The organism is Vibrio sp. Vb0304, assembly GCF_033338995.1.
Lineage (GTDB): Bacteria > Pseudomonadota > Gammaproteobacteria > Enterobacterales > Vibrionaceae > Vibrio > Vibrio alginolyticus.
Window position 1 is genome coordinate 84,013 of the sequence record NZ_JAWOTT010000006.1, and the last position, 20,430, is coordinate 104,442.

A 20,430-nucleotide genomic window follows, 5' to 3' on the forward strand; every position below is an offset into this window, starting at 1 on the left:
AAGGAAGAATGATGAACCCACAAGAACCAACCACTTTTTACGCAGTCAACGCCTTTACTGGTGAGCCTCTACCTATAGCGTTTCCGGTACATGGAGAGCAAGAAGTTAATCAAGCCTCCTCAGCCGCCCAAAGCGTAGCGCGTGAGTTTCGCCAACTAAGCAATGCAAAACGAGCGAGCTTACTTTGTTCTATCGCCTCTGAATTGGAAGTGAAGAGTGAAGAAATCGTTGCTCGTGCTCATTTAGAAACTGCCCTTCCCGAAGCACGTTTAAGCGGTGAAATAGGACGTACCGCGAGCCAATTAAGACTATTTGCCGAGGTTGTGAGATCGGGTAATCACCATCAAGCAATTTTCGATACGCCAAACCCAAACCGTCAACCACTGCCAAAACCAGATATTCGCCGTCAACAAATCGCAATTGGCCCTGTAGCCGTGTTTGGTGCGTCTAATTTTCCGCTCGCATTTTCTACGGCAGGTGGTGATACGGCTTCGGCACTGGCAGCTGGCTGTCCTGTGATTGTAAAAGGCCATACCGCCCACCCTGGCACCAGTCAACTTGTTGCAGAGTGTATTGAGGCTGCACTGGAGAAAGAGTGCTTACCGCAAGCCATCTTCACGCTATTGCAAGGCAACAAACGCGCACTTGGCCAAGCACTCGTTACCCATCCAAAAATTAAAGGGGTTGGGTTTACAGGCTCCGTCGGTGGTGGCCGTGCGCTGTTCAATCTAGCTCAGCAAAGACCAGAGCCAATCCCCTTCTATGGTGAACTAGGGGCGATTAACCCAACATTTATTCTCCCTTCAGCCATACGAGCAAACGCCTCATTGGCTGAAGAGTTTGTGGCTTCTATGACTTTGGGCTGTGGACAATTTTGTACAAAACCAGGCGTTGTATTTGTCTTGAATAGCCCAGAAACGCAAGCCTTTATCGAAATCGCTCAAGGGTTAATTCGACAACAATCAACGGCCACTTTGCTAACGCAAGGAATCCGAGAAACGTATGAATCCGAAGTGGATAAGCGAGCTTCCGAAACAGGCATTAACGTCACTCGTTCTGAACAAGCAGAAGCGACCAATGTCTCACCAGCACTGTTCGTGACGGACAGTAAAAACTGGCGTGAAAACCCGCAATGGGAGGAAGAAATATTTGGTCCTCAATCGTTAATCGTAATCTGTGAAGATTTCGATGACATGTTGAAACTGAGTGATTCACTGACTGGATCGCTCACCGCAACCCTTCACGCTACCGCTGAAGACGAAGAACAAGCCAAGCAACTGCTTCCAAGTTTGGAAGAAATCGCCGGACGCATTGTATTCAACGGTTGGCCAACTGGCGTCGAGGTTGGTTACGCTATGGTTCATGGTGGACCCTATCCGGCTTCAACCAATTCTGCCTCAACATCTGTCGGTGCGGAGGCTATTCATCGTTGGTTGCGTCCGGTCGCTTATCAAGCTTTACCAGAATCTTTATTGCCGGATTCATTAAAAGCGTCGAACCCACTGGGTATTCAACGCGCCATAGATGGCAGTGTGTCCCAATAAGCCCACCAAATGGCTCAAAAAGGCATCAACTGATGCCTTTTATTTCACTCTACTTCTCAAAACCTTCTTTCCTAGTTGGTTTGTGCCAGAAAAACAATAAACTACTAAAGTAAAATGGATTGGATACAATATTAATTTCACGGGAGACTTCAATGTCACAGAAACCTGTTTTTAAAACGCGCACTCAGCTCGTTGAGGAAGCAATTCGAACTCAGATCTTGAAGGGCGAGTTAAAAACTGGTCAACCTTTACGTCAAGATGCGTTAGCAAAAGAGTTTAATGTTAGCCGAATTCCTGTGCGTGAAGCGTTAGTTCAATTGGAAGCACAAGGACTCGTTAGCTTTGAACCTCACAAAGGTGCGACGGTCACTGAGCTATCTCCAGAGAAAATCAATGAGCTATTTGAACTGCGCGCTGTCGTGGAATGCCACATTTTAGAGCGCGCGATTCAAAATATGACAGACGCTGACCTTGAACGCGCGCGCGAAGTTCGTGAACGTTTCGAGTCAGTAGTGAACAGTGGCGACGAAGTAGAAGAATGGAGCAACTACAACTACGAGTTCCACAAAGCCCTATATGCGCCAGCCAACATGCCTGAAACTATGGACGTCATTTACAACCTGAACACAAAGTGTGACCGATACATACGCATGCAGCTATTGTTTACTACAGGCATTAAAAAGGCAGAAGAAGAGCACTTAAGCTTGTTTGAAATGTGCCAACATCGCGATATCGAAGGCGCCAAGTACCTGCTGAAAAAACACATTCTAGAAGCGGGCACAGCGATTCGAAACCTGCTGCTTGAAAGGCAAAATATCAGCCAGTAAACGGAATAACGAATAAGGTGATGTTCAAGGATGAATGTTGGACCAAAGTTTTTACTCGCAGCGCTACGACAAAAGATTAAAGAAGAAGGGCTTTGCTACAATTCCTTGTCAGAGAAAAGTGGCATCCCTTTATCTAGTATTAAACGCCACCTACATAATCCAGCTTTAGGTTTGGATAAAGTACTTATTTATCTGAACTACCTGAATACCGATCTCGTCGAACTCGCAACCTTAGCCAACGAGCTTCAGCACCAAAACGAGCAAATGCTAACAGATGAAGAGAGCGACCTTTTCGTTGAGCATCCTTATTTACTTGATTTTATTTATATGCTGACTTCTCGTGATATTAAACCGCAAGAGATAGCCCAAACTTACGGACTTTCTGATACAAGCTTACGATTCTATTTGCGTATCGCGGAAATTCTAGGATATGTCGAAAACTTCGGAGACGGCTTGTTTTACCGTTCTGGTCGTCGATTTATTATGAAAGAAGGTACGGCATTAGACACCTTATTCAAAGAGCGATTTCAACAAGATTCGCTTTCTCATGATATCAACCCAGGCGTATGTATAGGTCGCATTAGGCTCACCGAAGAGCAGAAAGTGCAAATAGAGGACGAGCTTTGTAATAAATTAGCGAAACTTAACGCAGTTAACACTTCCAACAATGAAGGTGAACTAACAAATATATTAATGCGCTGCACTCCTGGTTCTCAGATATTTTTCGCTGATGATTTACCTAACATTGACGGAAGCCTATTAAAGCACGTCGCTCAACTCACTAAATTAAGTTAAATCATCAGACAAATAAATCAAACAAACCCCTGATAACATCATATATCCCTACCAAACTATTGATTCAAAGCGTTTCCTGAATCTAATTCTGATTTAGCAAGCATCGCTTAGTCAACTAAGAACTTGTCTTAATTTCACACTTATTAATTGTCTTGTTAGATCTTTTGAAATAGACAGAAAACTTAAGTAATGACTAATTTAGCTTAAGGATAAAAGACAACTTTTTTACGTTATTTACCTCACACTATTTAACTATAAATTTGCAGACGAACAAATTAAATTAATACATTCACCTAGCTAATAAAAACAAAAGCAAAACACATAATTATAATTCTATTATTTATAAGGACATAGAAAAGTGAAATTTAAGTATTCTTTAGCAACGGCAGTCACTCTCGCATTATTACAAGGCTGTGGCGGTGGCGGCGGTGATAGCTCATCACCTACTCCGTCCACTAGCAGTGCAAACGGTCCAACATGGAAAGTTCATGATTTTAGCCAATCGTCGAAAACGTTTATCAACCAATGTGAAACGCCCCGCGTCGGACTGGACCCATATGACAACTATGCCGCCTATCCAGATAAATTGGGCTCTGCATTACACGAAAAACTCTTTTTAAGAGCTTTTACTAACGAAACGTATCTATGGTATGACGAGGTTCCTGATAATAATCCAGCAAACTACAAAACTGTTACTGATTACTTCAATACGCTGGTCACCTCTGCTACTACCGCGACGGGTAAACCAAAAGATCGCTTCCATTTTACCGTCCCTTATGAGGATGATATGAAATCATCGCAATCCGGTTTAGTTGCTGGATTTGGTTTTAACTGGGCATTCCTACGTGGCGTACAACCTCGAGACGTTCGTATTTCCTACACTGAAGAAGCCTCGCCAGCTGATAGAAGCGGCATTGCTCGTGGTGATAAGCTTCTGAAAATCAATAATATTGATGTGGTTAACACCGGTAGTCAGTCCGACATTGATTTTATCAACAAAACGCTCTTTAACCCTGACATCAATCAAGATTACACCTTCACATTTGAGAGTGTTGACGGTCTAGAGAAAACCGTGACGCTTACCGCCTCTGATGTCATGACCTCTCCAGTTAAAAATGCCAAAGTGATTACACAAAATGGTATGCGGATCGGCTATCTGCAATACAACTCCTTTGAACCAAGCGCTCAAGCCCCGCTTATTGAGGCGTTCAGTACGCTCTCAGCAGAGAATGTTGACGAGATCGTCGTTGATTTACGTTACAACGGCGGTGGCTTAGTCCTTCAGTCCTCGCAAGTAGGCTACATGCTAAGCGGTGCTGGTCAGAACCGAGTCTTCAGTGAGTTGATTCACAATGACAAAGTGATGCGTACCATTAAAGATGGGGATAACATCTATCGCTTTACAAATATAGCAATAGACTGGGCAGCACAGAAATATTCGGACCAAGTGCTTCCGACACTGAACAAAAAGCGCGTATATGTGCTGACTTCAGGAGGCACGGCTTCCTCTAGTGAACTGCTAATCAACGCTTTACGCGGCATTGATGTGGAGGTTATCCAAATAGGCTCAACAACCACAGGTAAACCGTATGGGTTCTCACCAGAACAAAACTGCGGCACTATGTACTACACTATTCAGTTCAAGTCGGCGAACGAGAAAAAATTTGGCGACTTCGCTGATGGTTTTATTCCTACTCCAAAGAGCCAAATCAATACCGAGCTAGGCTTAAACAATAGAGTGGAAGGTTGCTGGGTCAATGACGACCTAACAAAACCGTTAGGCGATCCGTCTGAAGGTATGCTTTCTGCGGCGCTAAACTACATGGAAACAGGAACCTGTCCGCCAGTATCCCCTTCAAGTTTCAACGCCATGCCGCGTAACATTTCATCTCCGGAGTTAAGCGATCTTCGCTCTCCGCTACGAACAGAGGCAATTCATGTTGAGATCAACTAACTTTTTACGAATGCTGATTCGGGTTGCGCTTTTCTTAGGCACTTCGATTTCTTTGATAGGATGCCAAGCTATGTCACAAGAACCCGTTGAAGCATTGAGTAAAAAGAACTCTCCGGAAACAGTCATAGAGATTCAAAACGCGATCGCAGAAATCCAAGGGACACCAGCACCTAGAATCGCAAATAACGTATTTGAATCCTCACCGCATTTGTTGATTGAAAAAGGACGAGTAAAAGGGAACAACAATCAACTGTTGGATGGCAGCTATACGGATCTTCCAGACCAATATACGTTGCAGATAAGAGGTGAAACCTGTGGCTTGTACTATGCCAAAACAGATACTTTTGTCTCTCTCAGTTCACTAGATTGTGAGCCCATCATTAAGTTTTAGATCTCCCAAAAGAGAAGCCCGCTGATATCAGCGGGCTTCCTACTTTATTGTTCAGTGTGAAACGGTCAACGTTACTTTAGTTCAATCCATGCTTTGCGCTGTTGCTTATCCATGTATGACCAAGCTACAAAGCGGCTCACTTTCTGTCCTTGGCTCATTTCAACCACACGAATGGCTTTCACACCCAATTTTTCAAGCTGCTTGCGCATCGGGCGAACGTTGTCTTTTTTGGATATGAGTGTTGTAAACCACAAAACCTGCGCGGCAAAAGCTTGGCTTTCATTCGCCATTTTTCGGATAAACGCCGCTTCTCCGCCTTCACACCACAATTCAGCGTTTTGACCGCCAAAATTCAACGCAGGCTTACTTGTCTTTACTGGTGCGGTTTGAGGTTTTAGCCCTTTCTTGCGCTGGTTTGCTTTTAGATTATCGATTTTACGCTGGCTGCCCATAGCGGCATCTTCCGCCGAACGGTGGAATGGCGGATTACATGTCGTCACATCATAACGATCATTCGGTTGAATGATACCTCGATAAATATTGGCATCATTGTATTGCTGTACCAGTGCAATTTTTCCCGTCAAAACACGATTGTGCTCTACGATCGTTTGAGCCGATTGGATGGATTTTGGATCGACATCGCTGCCCGTATAGTGCCAACCGTATTTTGTTACACCAACAATCGGATAAATACAGTTTGCTCCCACGCCAATGTCCAACGCTTTCACTTTTTGGTGCGCGTACTGACCTTTTGCTTCACCATCAAGTAGCTCTGCCACTCGGTGAATGTAATCAGCGCGGCCCGGAATCGGCGGGCAAAGGTAGGTGTCGGGAATGTCCCAGAACTCGATACCATAATACGCAGCAAGCAATGCTTTATTGAGCATTTTAACAGCATTAGGATCAGAAAAGTTTATGGAGTCTTCCCCTTTCGGATTTTTGATAACGAATGGCTTTAACTGTGGTTCACTTTCCACGAGTTTTTTGAAATCGTAACGACCTCGATGAACATTACGCTCATGCAAACCATTCTTCGCTATTTTTATGAACTCGACTTCGCTCTTTCCTGCAGGCTGCGAGGATTTGCGCGCAACTTTGTCTTTAACACGCTTCGGCTTGGCTTTATTCGCGTCTTTATTCTGACCCGCCATTGAAGTCTTTGGCTTTGCTTGCTTCGCGTTGTGATTATTGTTCTTCATTCAAATTCGCTTTTAAATCGAGGTAAATCATAAACAAACGAGCATCAAATTCGAGTTGGTGATACTCAGGCTCCATATAGCAACATAGCTGATAGAACGCCTTGTCGTGGTTTTTCTCACGAGTATGCGCCAACTCATGTACCACCAGCATTCTTAATAGTGGCTCGGGCGCATCCTTAAATACATTGGCAATGCGAATCTCGTTTTTCGACTTCAGCTTACCGCCATGGTTTCTACTGATTACACTGTGCAAACCAAGCGCGTTGTTTACCGCGTGAATTTTCTTATCGTAGACAACTTTACTGATTGGCGCGGCTTTCTTCATGTAGCGGTTTTTGATTGCCATGGCGTACTCATAGAGCGCCCTTTCGCTTTTGATTTGGTGCCTATCGGGATAACGCTTTTCGAACCAAGGAACAAACTTGCCACTCGCTATCAATGAGCTCACCTGCTCTACGATGTTTTGTGGGTAGCCTTGAATGTATCGAAGTGACGGATGCATAGAATTAACGTCTGTTATGACAAAATAAAGGCGCTCAATATACCTGAGATAAAGGACAGTTTCACCTTAGCTTTCGCCTTTCATTTATGGTGAAAGGTCGTTAAACTTCGCCTCCCAATGATAATGGAGAGAAACTCAATGAAACGTGTCGTCCTTTACGTCAAAGACAAATGCCCTCACTGCAAAGATGCTCAACGTTATCTGGATTCGAAAAATATTAACTATCGTTTGTGCAATGCTAAGATGCAACGCGGTCGCAAAGAACTTGATGCGCTTGGTGCTCGTTCAGTGCCAGTTTTAAAAATTGGTGATCGGGTAATGATTGGCTGGAACCCAAAGAACTTCGAGAAGATGTACAAAGGCGACTAGTGCTCGAACAATGAATCTGCGCTGCGTTTAAACGTAGCGCTTGATAAAGTCGATAAACGTTCGATCTGCTATTGATAAATACCCCTGCTTGCGCCAAGCAAGTGCCAGATCCAGCGTCACTGGTGGTTCAAACGGCACGCCAACAACGCCTGACTCATGTTGGGTCACCAATTCCAGTAACGCGGTAATCGCAAACTCTTGTTTCACAATACTCAAAATCAAAGGCAGTAAGTTGGTTTCGAATGATGACTTCATGGTAAACCCATGCTCCTCACTCACCTGATCCAAAAATTCACGGTGAAAATAGCCATGCTGAAACATAACCAAATCGTGTTCAAAGAACTCATCAAAAGTAAGAGATTCTCGCTGGGCTAACTCATGCTCAGGTGAAACAACTGCGACCATTTGGCTAGTAAACAAATGGTCAGTTTCTAGGTCATCAGGCACGTTATCACAACTGATCACACCGATATCGAGTTGACCATTGAGCAGCATACGACGAATCGATTGAGTCCCAGCTTCGACCAAGGTCAATTTTAACTCCGGGAACTGGCTTTTAAACGCCATCACAATTCGTGGAAAGAAATAACTGCCCATCATTGATGGCGTTCCGAGCCTTACTTCGCCTTTCGCTAAACCTTTCAACTCATCAATCGCGAGCTGCGCGTCGTGCAACTGTTGAATCACCCGCTTGGCATGTACAAGTAGCGTTTCGCCCTCTTTCGTTAAGCTGATTTTTTTATCATCACGGCGAAATAGGGTAACACCCAAAGACTGCTCAAACTTTTTGATAGAAATGCTTAATGCGGGCTGGGCAATATGCAGGGCTTTCGCCGCATGGGTAATATTTCCATGTTCAGCGACCGCCAGAAAATGTTTAAGTTGTTTCGATTCCATTAGATCAAAAATATATGGTGTCCATATTTTTAATATATTTTTTTAATTTACAACGAACTGATAGATTGATCACAGTCTCTCCATTTGCTCACATTAGGCAGGATTCATGGTCAGTTTTGGCACACCGGAATACAAACGCATTACGCTCTCGCTAGCGCTTGGTTCCTTCTTAGTTTTTTCAAATTTATACCTACTACAGCCAATGCTGCCCACTTTTGCCCAAATTTTCACGATCTCAGAAACGCAAGTGAACTGGTTATTTGCGGCCTCAACACTCGCTCTCTCTTTTAGCCTCGTTCCGATGGCTGTGTTGTCAGAATCAGTGGGACGAAAGCCAGTCATGATGGCTGGTCTGTTTTCGATTCCTACCCTTTCCGCTTTGATGCTGTTTGGTGACTCATTTCTGTTTTTGGTGGTATGTCGAGCACTGATCGGTGTCGCGCTCGCCGCTTTTGCTGCGGTCGCCGTGGCTTACATGGCAGAAGAGCTCGACAAGCACGCTTTCTCGATGGCAATTGGAACGTACATTGCGGCTAACTCATTAGGCGGTATTGCAGGGCGTATTAGCGGCGGCTTATTGACGGACAATTTCAGTGTTGATGTCGCCATTGAAGTTATGATGGTGTTCACTCTTCTTGGTGTCATTGGCGTTCACTATTTATTGCCAACACAGCGCAACTTCACCCCGTCATCAAGCAGCTTGCGCCATCAAAATCGTGCGCTTATTGGTCATTTTAAAAACCAACGCGTGTGGTTCGCGATGCTGATAGGAGGACTCAACTTTGCTTTGTTCGTCAACCTTTACTCCGTCATGGGGTTCCGTCTGGTGAGTGAACCTCACAATGTGCCCGTCGGGTTGGCCTCACTGATCTTTATTTGTTACTTGGGAGGGACTTTCTCCTCTCGTTGCGCAGGCCACTGGAGTAAACGTTATTCATCAATCCTCGGTATGTTCTTAGGCGCGATAGTGAGCATGACGGGGATGTGGATTGCGGCGGTTGAAAGCTTGACTGCAATGCTATTTGGGTTGTTGCTGATAAGTTTTGGTGCCTTCTTTACTCATACCCTCGCCTACGGTTGGGTCGGTCAGAACGCCACTCGCGCCAAAGCCACCGCGACAGCGCTCTACTTAGTACACTACTACGTAGGCGGTAGCTTAGGAGGATTCTTACTTCTTTACTGTTGGCAGCATGGTGGTTGGTCGAGTGTTCTTATGGGGGGAAGCGCAGTCTACCTAGCGATGTTTGCTGCGATTGCGTATTTGAAACACATTGCCGAAAGAAAGCACACTGACCAAACACCTGACGCTGCGAGTTTAAAGAGTAGCTAAGGTACGCTCACTTGCGTAATACCTCTCTGGTTACTTGGATAACCAACTCTGCTATGCTTGCGCTACTTTAATAAAAAACCAGAAAGTCGTATGTCAACGCGTTCAACACAAAACACAGATATCGAAGCGATCACTCAACAGGTCGATCAATGGCTCAACGATGTAGTAATCGGTCTCAACCTTTGTCCGTTTGCTGCCAAGCCGCAACGTAATAAACAAATCAAAATCTTTGTTAGTGAAGCGACTCAAGAAGAAACGCTTCTTGAAGATATTTTATTGCAACTGATTGAGCTGAGTAACACAGAGCCCGAACAACTTGAGACCACGTTGGTTGTGGTTCCCAACATGCTACAAGATTTCTGGGACTACAACTTTTGCATAGATTGGGTTGAAGGATTAATTAAGCAGCAAAACTGGGAAGGTATTTTCCAAGTAGCGACTTTCCATCCTGATTACTGTTTTGGCGGCGCAAAGCCTGAAGACGACGAAAACCTGACCAATCGTTCTCCTTACCCGATCTTCCATTTGATTCGCGAAGAGAGTATGGAAAAGGTACTAAAACACTATCCTGATCCTGAATCCATTCCCGATACAAACATCGCTCGTGTTTCCTCCCTCTCAGAGGAAGAACGTAAAAAGCTGTTCCCTTACCTATTTCGTTAAGCACCACCATTCCCAAAGGCAGATTTATCACCAGTTAGATGCAATGCCCTTGGGGTTCAAAGTGCGGTTTGGTATCATTGCCGCTTCAATCGATTCAATGGAAATTAGAATGCAACTGTCAAAGCTAACCCAAGAGATTTTTGATCACTTATACCGTGATATCACCGAGTTCCGTAGTACGTTCGACTTACCAGTCGCAGACGCTGCAAGCCTTGATACGCAAGCAGACACACTACACACCTCTTTGGCGATCGAAGAGCTAACAGAGCTAGCAGAAGCAGATTGTAAAACTGAGCAAGCAGATGCCATCGTAGACAGCGTGTATGTATTAATGGGCCGTCTCGTTCATCTTGGCCACAGCAAAGTAGAAGACAACCTAGCGATCAGCTACTTAATTGATCTTCTATTAAACGTTGCAGTAAACCGTGGTATTGAATTTATTCCTTGCTGGGATGAAGTGCACTCAAGCAACATGAGCAAAGTATGCCGTAACGAGCAAGAGTACTCAGAAACAGAAGCATTCTACGCAGAACAAGGCATCAAGTTGATGGCGGTGCAGAAAGGTGAATACATCATCGCGAAATGCGCCGAAGATTTCGTATCGGAAGGTAAAACCATTCGTAAAGGCAAAGTACTCAAATCTGTTTACTACCGCCCAGCAGATCTAAAACCGCTAACTCAGTAAGCGTTGAGTTTGGCTTTCTCGATTAAAAAAACGACCTCAAGTAGGTCGTTTTTTTATTGTCCCTAAATACTAATCAAAGATTAAATAAGGTTGCTCATCTACGATGACCTTTTTGACTTGAGTATTGAACACTTCCCCGAGAGCTTCTTCCGTTAGCACAGTATCGGCACTTCCTGATGAGTGCAGCACACCGTTGTTAAGCAGCAATACTTTATCTGCGTGCTTTAATGTGCGATTGAGATCGTGATTAGCAACCAATACTCCAATTCCCTGCGCCGCCATAGCGTTAATCAATTGATAGAGCAGACCCTCTTGCGCAATATCTAACGGTGCTGCTGGCTCATCCAAAATTAAAAACTGCGAAAAAGGATTAATGGTACGCCACACCTGCAAACATACACCTGCTAATCGGACACGCTGCCACTCACCACCGGATAATGTTTGAATACTGCGATGAAGCTTATCTTGCAGTTGTACCAGCTCCACCACCATATTGACGGCATCACGCACTTTGATATCCGCAATCTCAGCACCACTTGGCAGAGATAAAGCGAGATACTGAAACACATCAACATTAAACGCTGGGCGCGATTGCTGACACAAATAACCTCGAACATGAGCTTGCTCTGACAACGGTAAAGTAAGCAAGTTTTTGTTGCCAACGTACACTTCACCACTCATACCGTCTCGGTGACTTAACGTACCAGAAATCGCAGCCAATAAAGTACTCTTACCGGAACCATTAGGCCCAACGATATGTACGATTTCGCCAGCTTTGCATTCAAAAGAAAGAGGCAATAATCGACTACCAACCGACATATGTTTAACGTGCATCATGACTCTTCACCAGCATCCAGATGAAAATAGGTGCGCCAATCGATGTTGTCATGACACCTAAAGGTAACTCTGCGGAGTCCAATAACAGTCTTGCGCCGATGTCAGCAAATACAAGCAACGCAGCACCAGATATTGCAGAAAGTGGCAATAAATAACGGTTTTCCGTACCAAAAGCCAAACGCAACAAGTGCGGCACCACCAAACCAACAAAACTGATGATGCCACCCAAAGCGACTGAACTACCCACCAAAACAGAAATGGCGAGGATCAATTTCCAACGCATTTGATGCACATCGACACCCAATTGGGTCGCATGAATCTCACCCAGCATCAATTTATCAAGCGACTTGCCTTTACAACATAACCAGATAAGCACCGGTAACATCACCAAAGTAACGGTATGTTGATACCAACTTGCACCGCCAATACTGCCCATTAACCAATACATCAGTTGGCGTAAACTGAGATCATCACTAAAGTAAAATGCCCACGTCACAATCGCGCTCGATAAAATACCCAATGCGACCCCAACCAAAAGCAATCGAGCCGTCGTCAGGTGCATTGCCCTTGCTATCGCCACCAAAACAAACGTGAATACCATCGAGCCAGCAATCGCTGCCAACATAAAAACAATCGGGGTAGGAAGAACAGGTGACGCGAACATGATTAAGACCATTGCTAAGCTTGCGCCACCAGAGATACCAAGCACGCCAGGTTCAGCCAACACGTTCCCAAGCAACACTTGTAACGTCGCGCCAGATACCGCTAACGCAGCACCAATAATTGCCGCAGACACTAACCTCGGTAAACGCAAGTCCACCAATAACTTCTGTTCAAATGCAGATAAGGATTGAAAAGGAGAAAGAAAAATTTCTCCGACCATCAAGTGAATGGCAGAGAGTACAGCGAGCACGATCGACATAACCATCAGGTTACGTTGCCAGCGTCGCTCCTTGTTCAGGATAAGTTGTTGAAAATCCATAGCAGCCGATACAAACAAACGAGGCTTAACCTTACAGTTAAGCCTCGGTAAATTGCAATTAACTTCTCAAAGCAATGTTGGATTAATCGTAAACCAACTCACCCTCTTCAAAACGGGTTTTCACTTCACAAACCATCAGAGCTGCGCGTTGACCTATTGCGACGTGGCGATTCGGGAAGACAATCGCTTCGTTTTCATTCTTCGCCATTAATGGTTTGTCGCCATCATGACCAAACACTTCGCCGTGAACAAATGAGGTGAAGTTTTCAACATTGTCGTCGAACATAAAGTCAAAGTCTTCGTTCAAACGAACGATTGTGCGACTTACGCGATACTTAATGCATGGTTTTGGTAGGTGTTCTGGCTTCGTTTCCGCAATCAAATTACGTAAAGACAAATCAAACGCGGTCAGTTTATCGAGGTCATTTTCACCGATACGAGCCACACGGCCAAGCTCCATTGTGAGAGCCTGCGCACCAAAGTTCTCGGCACTGTACCAGCTAAACGTGCTCGATGGTGAGTTTGACAGGAGCACTGCTTCAATGTGTGCACTGTCCAAGAAATCGATCAATGCTTTGCTGCGCACAGGATGACGAGTCTTAGGACTTACTGCAAACGTATAGTGCTTCGAGCCTCTAATCGCGCAGTGTAAATCAAGGTGCCAGCGTGTTGTCGGGTCGGTATCCTGATAAAAATCTCGAACAAGCAGCTTAAGTGTATCGGCGATAACAAGCTCTTTTGTCTGTTTGTGTTCTTTTTCGTCAAACAGACGGTTGAGGTTTTCTTCGAGGAATCGCGTGTGCGCCAGAGTGGATTCTGGGTGAGCGATAATGAACAGACAACGGGTATCGACCGTCTGGAACCCAGATTCTATGTCTTGAATAATGGAATCCACCAGCTCCATCGGTGCGGTTTCATCTCCGTGAACCCCACAAGAGATGATGATGTTCTTCGTATCCTGAGTATAATTCGCAGGGATTACTTCTAATACACCACGCTGATAGAGTTTAAGTTTTACACCGCTAGAAAGCACCTGCTCCGCTGGTGCAACATCAATATGAACATCTAACGTGTCAGTTAAAAACGATTGGCGAAAGAGAGACTTCGTCATGCGTTACTCCTTAATAGCACGGCGGATATGTTAATAAATTGTACAAAGGATTTTTGTTGCTGCGATCTCACTTATGAGTAGAAATCACTATTTCCCTCGAAAATCCGATGCCTTTTCGCGCCAGGCACTCAAATCAAGCATTGAGGCGTTTAATTTTCAAACAATTACAAAGTGTTAGGGCTGTGAACTTTACCACAGCCCTGATTAAGATCATTATGATTTGATCAAATTTTTGTAGCTATAAAGCAGATTATGCATCAACACTGCGAAAAACTTAGCCGCGCTGTGCGAGCAAACGCTCAAACTCATCGACTTTTTCACGCACTAGCTCAACACTCTGCTGCCAAAACGTTGGCTGGGTTAAATCCATCGACAGATGCTTTTCGACGACATCTTCCGCCATCATGCAGCCTGTATCGCGCAGCAAATTGATGTAATCGGTGTAAAACGCTTCGCCTTTGGTTTCTCGCTGTGCATAGATACCCTTGCTAAACAAGAAGCCAAATAGGTATGGGTAGTTATAAAAGCTCACGCTATCAATAGAAAAGTGCAGCTTGCTTGCCCAGAAGTACGGATCCGGTTCGCTCATTACGTCGCCATACCATTCTTTCCAAGTTTCTGACATCAACTCACAGAAATCATCTGCGGTTAACTCTCCATCCTGGCGGCGTTCATAAAACGATTTTTCAAACTCGTAGCGAACCGGAATGTTGATCATTAAAGCTAGCGCAGATGACAACTCTTCCCACAACATCTCGAGCTTTTCATCAACGCTCTCAGCTTTCGAAATCAAATGATCACGAACGATGTTTTCTGCAAAGATAGAGGCGGTTTCTGCTAACGTCATTGGGTAGTAAGTTTGGCAAAGTGGCAAATCACGAATAACCCAGTTATGGAACGCATGGCCAAGTTCATGTGCCAGAGTCATAAGGTCTGAACGGCTGCCACTCCAAGTCATAAACACAAGTGGTGTTCGCGTTGCTGGCAGTTTGGTGCAGTATGCGCCAAGACGCTTGTTAGCATTTGGCGCGGCATCAATCCAACCATTTTGTACCATCAAACGGACAAACTCCGACATCTCAGGGTTTACTGTTTCAAATGCTTCACAAATAACATCAATCGCTTCATCAAAGTCGTAAACCTTCGCTTCACCGCTCAAAGCAGGCATAGCCGCCAGATGATTCCAAGGTTTCATCTCATCCAGACCATGTACTTGCGCCATCAATAAACCTGCTTTCTGACCAATAGCTCGACTGTCTTTGGCGACTGTCATCATCGCATTTAAAGTTTCAGCTTGGATTCGGCTACCATGCAAACTCGGCTCTAGGAAGTGAACTTCACGCTTCGTAGAACGCTTTTTGTTTTCAGTTAAGCGCCATCCTGCTAACGCATTCAAAATCGCAGCGAATGATTCTTGGTGCGTTTGCATTGCATCTTGTACGCCTCGCCACGCGGCTTCTTGACGCTCGAATTCAGAACCATAAAGAATGCTTGCCGCTTGAGAAAACCCAAGCTCTTCACTCTTACCATCTGTGTACTCAAGCTTCACTTTCAATGAGCCAGTCAGGTTATCGTATAGGTTACCCCAAGCCGATTTGCCATCCACACTCATCGCAGCCAGTAACTGTTCTTCTGCGTTGCTAAGACGAGTATCCGCCAACTTTCTAGAATTCAAGATAGAAAAAGCTTGCCCACTGATATCAGGATTCTCATGGTCTAACACGCGCAAGATAAACTCTTCGTCGGCATGAGTTAATGTCAAATCAAAGGGACTGAACGCTTGGGAAAGCTCCGAAAAGATGCGGGTCATTTTACCAAGTAACGATTTCGCTTCGGCGTTTGTTGCATCAACAGAAGCATAACAACTCGCAAAATTTGCAACTGTGCCCGCTAAACGACTCGCGGCTTCATTGGTTAAAATCGCATTTTGCATGATCTCTACGTTGCCACAATCTGCTGATTGTTTATTCAAAAGATCAATACATTGTTCCACAAGAGCAATATCGTCTTGAATTCGTGGGTCAGAAAGGTCGTTATAAACGATGGACAAATCCCAACTCGGCGTTGTCATTTCTATATTTCCTTTTTATGTAACTGAGTCAATTTTCGCTTCCTGCACCTAGCAGATGGGCTTCCACTGACATCTTCCGTGACTATGCCCGTAAGCAATATCGTTCTGGGCATTTTAATATTTATAAATTAACGAGTTAAAAGAGGTACGCCAATCGAACGCACCGAGGCGTAAATTTGCTCATCTATAGTAATTGTTATATGCGTGACAGAAGCGTTTCCTATCGACAACGTCGAATACCACTTTGGGTTACGCCAATCTAACTCCAATACATGAGCAAGAACCATACGAATGACGCCACCATGCGTGACGATAAGTAGATTGTCATTGATATCGTTGATGATTTGAGACCAAACGCGACATATGCGCTCAGAAAATGTGCTTAAGCTCTCAGCATTCGGCAACGTATGTTGTGCTGGCGATTGCCAAAAAGCATCTAGCTTTTTCCACTGCTCAGTGAGCAGATCAAAAGGCATACCATCAAAATCACCAAATGCCATCTCTTGTAAAGATTCATCCGTCATTACTGGTAATAATTGCTGTTCAGCAATGATGTTTGCCAGTTCTTGACAGCGTGAAAGTGGAGAAGAAATTATTCCACCCACACCTCGTCCACTCTCAGCCCAAGCCCGAGCAATACTCTCTTGATCAGCAGGCGTAACTTTTACATCTGTTTGGCCATGGAGTCCTGGTGGAGCGTCTACTTTTCCATGACGCACAAGATAGATATTGAGTGTTTTCATTTTGTTCCATCCTACTCTTTAAGAACCAACGGCAAACCAGCAGCAACAAAGGTAACGCGATGGCAAACACTGGCTAGTTTTTGATTCATCCGTCCTGCATTATCCACAAAATAACGACTAACCGCCCCCAAAGGTACAATGCCCATTCCAACCTCGTTAGAGACGAATATTAACGTCGCATCTGAGCCACGTACCATCTTTATAAGCTTTTCAATTTCTGCTTCTAGCTTCTCATGGGAACATTCATCACCTAACTCAAATATCCAATTGTTGAGCCACAAGGTTAAACAGTCGACCAATACAACATCGGTGGTAGCGAAATTTGTCAGTAACTCAGATAAATGAAGGGGGCATTCATGCTCTTGCCACTCGCCCCCGCGTTGCTTTTGATGATGCGCTATTCGCTCTCGCATTTCTTGGTCAAATGGCAGCGCGGTTGCAACATAGTGTAATGATCGATGAGAAGCGACCGATAATTGCTTAGCTGTTTTTTCTGCCAAATGCGACTTCCCAGAGCGCGCGCCACCGAGTATCAATTGCTTCATGAGGAGTGATACAACCCTATCATAGTGAGATAAACAAGCAGTTCCGATAGCTGCTGCGCTGCGCCAAGGCAATCCCCCGTAAAGCCGCCAATTCGCTTGGTTAACCAACGTTTGAACATCAAACGAAATACAACGAGAACAAGCGATATAAAGATCGCATCCGCGATACCAAGCACAAGCAATGTTATGCCACCAGTAAACAACAAAATGGAGACTTCTAGAGAAGACTGGCGACTTGCTAGCGGTTTACTTTTCGACGTATCACTGTCACTGACATAAGGTATGTCATAAATAAGCGTCGCTGCTAGTGCTCGGCTTGCGGTGTAAGCGACGACAATGATCAACCAAAAGTGCGGCAAGTTCGCCAGTTCACTCCAAAAAACATACTTAGCCAATAACGCCATAATGAGAGTGGCGGCACCATAAGTGCCAATACGACTGTCTTTCATAATAGAGAGGCGTCGCTCTACGGTCATGCCACCGCCAATGCCATCCGCCATATCGGTCAAGCCGTCTTCGTGAAAAGCCCCAGTTAACAATAAGCTAAACACCATCGTTAATACTATGGCAACCGACTCTGGGAAAAAAATTGAGGTGAGCGAGAATACCAAAGCGCAAAGTGCTCCAAGCACGAGACCAACTAACGCAAAGTAACGGCCTGCCTGATTCATGCGTTCTTCACTGTAAGGCAACGCTTGGGGCACGGGTAAGCGGCTAAAAAAACTGGTAGCTAATAGAAATAACTCCCACTGGTATCTTAACGATGACGGCGTGACTTTCTCAGAATTATCAGGGACTGACACTATACTGTAACTCCTGCACTCTCGAAGCTCGCCATTTTGTTGTAAAACTGAGCGGCAGCTTTTAACAAGGGTAAGGCAAGAGCGGCTCCTGTTCCCTCCCCTAGCCGTAAACCAAGGTCGAGCAGAGGTTCTGCTTTAAGATGTTCCAATACAAATTTATGTCCATTTTCTTCAGAGCGATGGGCAAACAACATGTATTCACGCGTTTCTTCGTCTAACAACGTCGCAATATAAGCCGCTACCGATACGATAAACCCATCCACTAAAACTGGAGTTTTAAGCCGCTTGGCTTCTAAAAAAGCGCCCACCATTTGTACGATTTCAAAGCCCCCAACCTGTGCGAGAATCGCTTTGGTATCAAGACCTCGACATCGGTTTACCCCCTGTGCTACCAGTTTATATTTGCGGCTCAACTGCTGTTGATTGATTCCGGTGCCAACGCCAACACAATAATCAATATCTAATGAGCTCAGCGCCGATAACAGTGCTGAGGCCGAACTGGTATTACCGATGCCCATCTCGCCGAACATCAAGAGGTTTGAACCATGCAAAATGGTATGCTCAGTAATCTTCGCACCATATTCTAAACCTAACGCCACTTGTTCTGGGGACATCGCTGATTGTTTAGAAAAATTAGCCGTACCGTTACCCAACCGTTGTTCAACCAAGTTGGGATGGGATTTAAATTCTGGAACCAGCACATCGATAGGAGCCAACATGCCGCAATCTATTACTTTGAGTTGAATGCCATTAATGTCGCAAAAACAGTTGATGGCTGCGCCGCCAGCGAGAAAGTTAGCCACCATTTGCTGAGTGACTTCGCTTGGCGCAATGCTCACGCCCTCCTCTGCAACGCCGTGATCTCCAGCAAATACCAGCATGCTTGGTTTGCAGATAGCGATGGAATCAACTGGCTGAGGTTTATCCTGGCTTTGAATAAGAGCTAACTGCAGTGCCACCTTTTCCAATAAGCCTAAAGAACCGACGGGTTTGATTTTGTTATCTATGCGTGCTTGTATCTCCGCAGCAAAAGAGTCATCCATTTTTTACGTTCCTTTGATGTTGTCTGGGTGAGAGGTGTTCTGTTGTTCAAGAGGTCTTGTTCAGCGACAGTTTTTGCGCGCCCCACTATTGTATACACTTGCATCCAAGTGGGGCAGCGCTAATCAAGTTTATCTCAGGATAGTCTGCCGAGTTCGCAGAGCGTCTCACCTTTCTTGCACGAGATTATAAGTAACTCGTTGAAATCCGCTACAATAGCTGAGACTATGTTCCCATATAGGAGAAAAGATATGGATAACAACACCTGCGCAATCATCGCCGGTGCAACTGGCTTAGTAGGCTCAAAAGTCATTGCAAACCTCATAAATCAATCAGGTGTTGGAACATTATATTATCTTTCTCGCCGCACACTCGATGGCGTCCTAGATGTGGACAACAAGCTTATTCCTCTCATTGATGCAGACCTTTCTATCCACCAATGGGATGAGAACCAACCAACACCAACCATCGGCTTTATCTGTTTAGGCACGACCCTTAAGCAAGCAGGCAGTAAGGATAATTTGCGTAGAGTAGATGTTGATCTGGTGTGCAAAGTCGCCCAACAAATGAAAACAATCGGAGTCAAACGCCTTGCGGTTGTTTCTAGCCTCGGTGCAAATAGTAAATCGCCATCCCATTACTTAGCTTGTAAAGGACAAATGGAACAACGAATCGAAGCTATGGATTTTGAGGAAATCGTATTTGTTCGCCCAGGCCCGCTTGTTGGTCAACGTCAAAACCCAAGAATGGACGAGAAGTTAGTACAAACTCTGTTTAAGGTAATTCGCCCACTTATGCTAGGCAAACTGTCCAACTTTTTACCGATTCGAGCAGAAGATGTCGCCAAAGCGATGATTTATCAACTTTTCAGTTATCAAGAAGACTCGGTGGTTTACTTACAAAGGAAAGAAATGCGTGACTTACTGCATCACTACGAATAACCATTTTGTACAATTAACGTGCTAATTCACACTCTCACGCGACTTAGATCTCGTTTTTATATTCATTTTAGATCTAGCTAATACCCGTTTGTCATTTTTAAAGTTATATCACGAGCGTTATCTTACGCTCCATAAATAAATCCGTATAAAACCCCGTATAAAAAACAACCGCCACTTCGGCTGGTTGATAAGGTCAAATT

General features: G+C 44.7%; 21 protein-coding genes. 10 read left to right on the forward strand and 11 right to left on the reverse strand.

The genetic code is table 11. From position 1 onward, the window contains the following. The first annotated feature begins 11 nt into the window (after positions 1-11). From R7P35_RS10625 to R7P35_RS10645, 5 genes are all read left to right on the forward strand, one after another. The gene (locus tag R7P35_RS10625) at positions 12-1,544 is read left to right on the forward strand and encodes an aldehyde dehydrogenase (NADP(+)) (protein ID WP_205460921.1); all 1,533 of its coding nucleotides are present in this window, start codon (positions 12-14) and stop codon (positions 1,542-1,544) included. Between the two features lie 152 nt (positions 1,545-1,696). Further along, positions 1,697-2,371 (forward strand): GntR family transcriptional regulator, encoded by a 675-nt coding sequence (locus R7P35_RS10630; RefSeq protein ID WP_213904715.1) that lies wholly within the window; start codon positions 1,697-1,699, stop codon positions 2,369-2,371. Between the two features lie 30 nt (positions 2,372-2,401). After that, the gene (locus R7P35_RS10635) at positions 2,402-3,166 is read left to right on the forward strand and encodes a hypothetical protein (protein ID WP_054866062.1); all 765 of its coding nucleotides are present in this window, start codon (positions 2,402-2,404) and stop codon (positions 3,164-3,166) included. Between the two features lie 358 nt (positions 3,167-3,524). Beyond that, positions 3,525-5,120 carry a S41 family peptidase gene (locus R7P35_RS10640; protein WP_205460920.1) on the forward strand — a complete coding sequence of 532 codons (1,596 nt, stop codon included), beginning with the start codon at positions 3,525-3,527 and terminating at the stop codon, positions 5,118-5,120. A gap of 70 nt (positions 5,121-5,190) precedes the next feature. Then, positions 5,191-5,511, forward strand: coding sequence for a hypothetical protein (locus R7P35_RS10645; RefSeq protein ID WP_005397755.1), 321 nt, complete (start codon positions 5,191-5,193; stop codon positions 5,509-5,511). Between the two features lie 71 nt (positions 5,512-5,582). Here the strand turns inward: R7P35_RS10645 and rlmF are convergent, their stop codons facing one another. Both rlmF and R7P35_RS10655 read right to left on the reverse strand, forming a co-directional pair. Further along, positions 5,583-6,710 carry a 23S rRNA (adenine(1618)-N(6))-methyltransferase RlmF gene (rlmF, locus tag R7P35_RS10650; RefSeq protein WP_186584317.1) on the reverse strand — a complete coding sequence of 376 codons (1,128 nt, stop codon included), beginning with the start codon at positions 6,708-6,710 and terminating at the stop codon, positions 5,583-5,585. Further along, positions 6,697-7,212: a M48 family metallopeptidase gene (locus R7P35_RS10655; protein ID WP_005377870.1), complete on the reverse strand. Its 516-nt coding sequence runs from the start codon at positions 7,210-7,212 to the stop codon at positions 6,697-6,699. Before R7P35_RS10655 ends, rlmF begins: the two co-directional genes overlap by 14 nt. A 138-nt stretch (positions 7,213-7,350) precedes the next feature. On the opposite strand from R7P35_RS10655, the gene R7P35_RS10660 reads away from it, so the two are divergent. Beyond that, positions 7,351-7,581 carry a glutaredoxin family protein gene (locus tag R7P35_RS10660; protein WP_005377871.1) on the forward strand — a complete coding sequence of 77 codons (231 nt, stop codon included), beginning with the start codon at positions 7,351-7,353 and terminating at the stop codon, positions 7,579-7,581. Positions 7,582-7,608: 27 nt separating this feature from the next. Here R7P35_RS10660 and R7P35_RS10665 read toward each other — a convergent pair whose 3' ends face one another. Continuing rightward, positions 7,609-8,478 carry a LysR family transcriptional regulator gene (locus R7P35_RS10665; protein ID WP_054866061.1) on the reverse strand — a complete coding sequence of 290 codons (870 nt, stop codon included), beginning with the start codon at positions 8,476-8,478 and terminating at the stop codon, positions 7,609-7,611. 106 nt (positions 8,479-8,584) lie between these two features. Here R7P35_RS10665 and R7P35_RS10670 point away from each other — a divergent pair, with 106 nt between their 5' ends. The 3 genes from R7P35_RS10670 to R7P35_RS10680 all read left to right on the forward strand — a co-directional run bounded on the left by R7P35_RS10670 (position 8,585) and on the right by R7P35_RS10680 (position 11,156). Next, complete coding sequence (locus R7P35_RS10670) at positions 8,585-9,808, forward strand: MFS transporter (protein ID WP_206953240.1); 1,224 nt, start codon at positions 8,585-8,587, stop codon at positions 9,806-9,808. Positions 9,809-9,898: 90 nt separating this feature from the next. After that, positions 9,899-10,471 (forward strand): DUF1415 domain-containing protein, encoded by a 573-nt coding sequence (locus tag R7P35_RS10675; RefSeq protein WP_005377874.1) that lies wholly within the window; start codon positions 9,899-9,901, stop codon positions 10,469-10,471. A 109-nt stretch (positions 10,472-10,580) separates the two neighbouring features. Then, on the forward strand, positions 10,581-11,156 hold the full coding sequence (locus tag R7P35_RS10680; RefSeq protein WP_005377875.1) for a nucleoside triphosphate pyrophosphohydrolase family protein: 576 nt from the start codon (positions 10,581-10,583) through the stop codon (positions 11,154-11,156). A 69-nt stretch (positions 11,157-11,225) separates the two neighbouring features. Here R7P35_RS10680 and btuD read toward each other — a convergent pair whose 3' ends face one another. The 8 genes from btuD to cobT all read right to left on the reverse strand — a co-directional run bounded on the left by btuD (position 11,226) and on the right by cobT (position 19,291). Beyond that, entirely contained in the window at positions 11,226-11,993 is a 768-nt protein-coding gene (btuD, locus tag R7P35_RS10685) for a vitamin B12 ABC transporter ATP-binding protein BtuD (RefSeq protein ID WP_017820884.1), read from the reverse strand. Further along, positions 11,980-12,975, reverse strand: coding sequence for a vitamin B12 ABC transporter permease BtuC (gene btuC / locus R7P35_RS10690; RefSeq protein WP_042521936.1), 996 nt, complete (start codon positions 12,973-12,975; stop codon positions 11,980-11,982). Before btuC ends, btuD begins: the two co-directional genes overlap by 14 nt. A gap of 82 nt (positions 12,976-13,057) precedes the next feature. After that, positions 13,058-14,086: a succinylglutamate desuccinylase gene (locus tag R7P35_RS10695; protein ID WP_017820882.1), complete on the reverse strand. Its 1,029-nt coding sequence runs from the start codon at positions 14,084-14,086 to the stop codon at positions 13,058-13,060. A 274-nt stretch (positions 14,087-14,360) separates the two neighbouring features. After that, positions 14,361-16,157, reverse strand: coding sequence for a M3 family oligoendopeptidase (locus R7P35_RS10700; RefSeq protein ID WP_170897132.1), 1,797 nt, complete (start codon positions 16,155-16,157; stop codon positions 14,361-14,363). A gap of 128 nt (positions 16,158-16,285) precedes the next feature. Then, positions 16,286-16,900, reverse strand: coding sequence for an alpha-ribazole phosphatase (cobC, locus tag R7P35_RS10705; protein ID WP_025766770.1), 615 nt, complete (start codon positions 16,898-16,900; stop codon positions 16,286-16,288). An 11-nt stretch (positions 16,901-16,911) separates the two neighbouring features. Next, a complete protein-coding gene (gene cobU / locus R7P35_RS10710; RefSeq protein WP_025766771.1) occupies positions 16,912-17,445 on the reverse strand; it encodes a bifunctional adenosylcobinamide kinase/adenosylcobinamide-phosphate guanylyltransferase in 534 nt (177 codons plus the stop codon). Beyond that, a complete protein-coding gene (locus R7P35_RS10715; protein WP_025766772.1) occupies positions 17,442-18,248 on the reverse strand; it encodes an adenosylcobinamide-GDP ribazoletransferase in 807 nt (268 codons plus the stop codon). Before R7P35_RS10715 ends, cobU begins: the two co-directional genes overlap by 4 nt. Further along, complete coding sequence (gene cobT, locus R7P35_RS10720) at positions 18,248-19,291, reverse strand: nicotinate-nucleotide--dimethylbenzimidazole phosphoribosyltransferase (protein WP_025766773.1); 1,044 nt, start codon at positions 19,289-19,291, stop codon at positions 18,248-18,250. The genes R7P35_RS10715 and cobT overlap by 1 nt, the downstream gene beginning before the upstream one ends. A gap of 249 nt (positions 19,292-19,540) precedes the next feature. On the opposite strand from cobT, the gene R7P35_RS10725 reads away from it, so the two are divergent. Then, positions 19,541-20,230 (forward strand): NAD(P)H-binding protein, encoded by a 690-nt coding sequence (locus R7P35_RS10725; RefSeq protein WP_025766774.1) that lies wholly within the window; start codon positions 19,541-19,543, stop codon positions 20,228-20,230. Positions 20,231-20,430 lie beyond the last annotated feature (200 nt).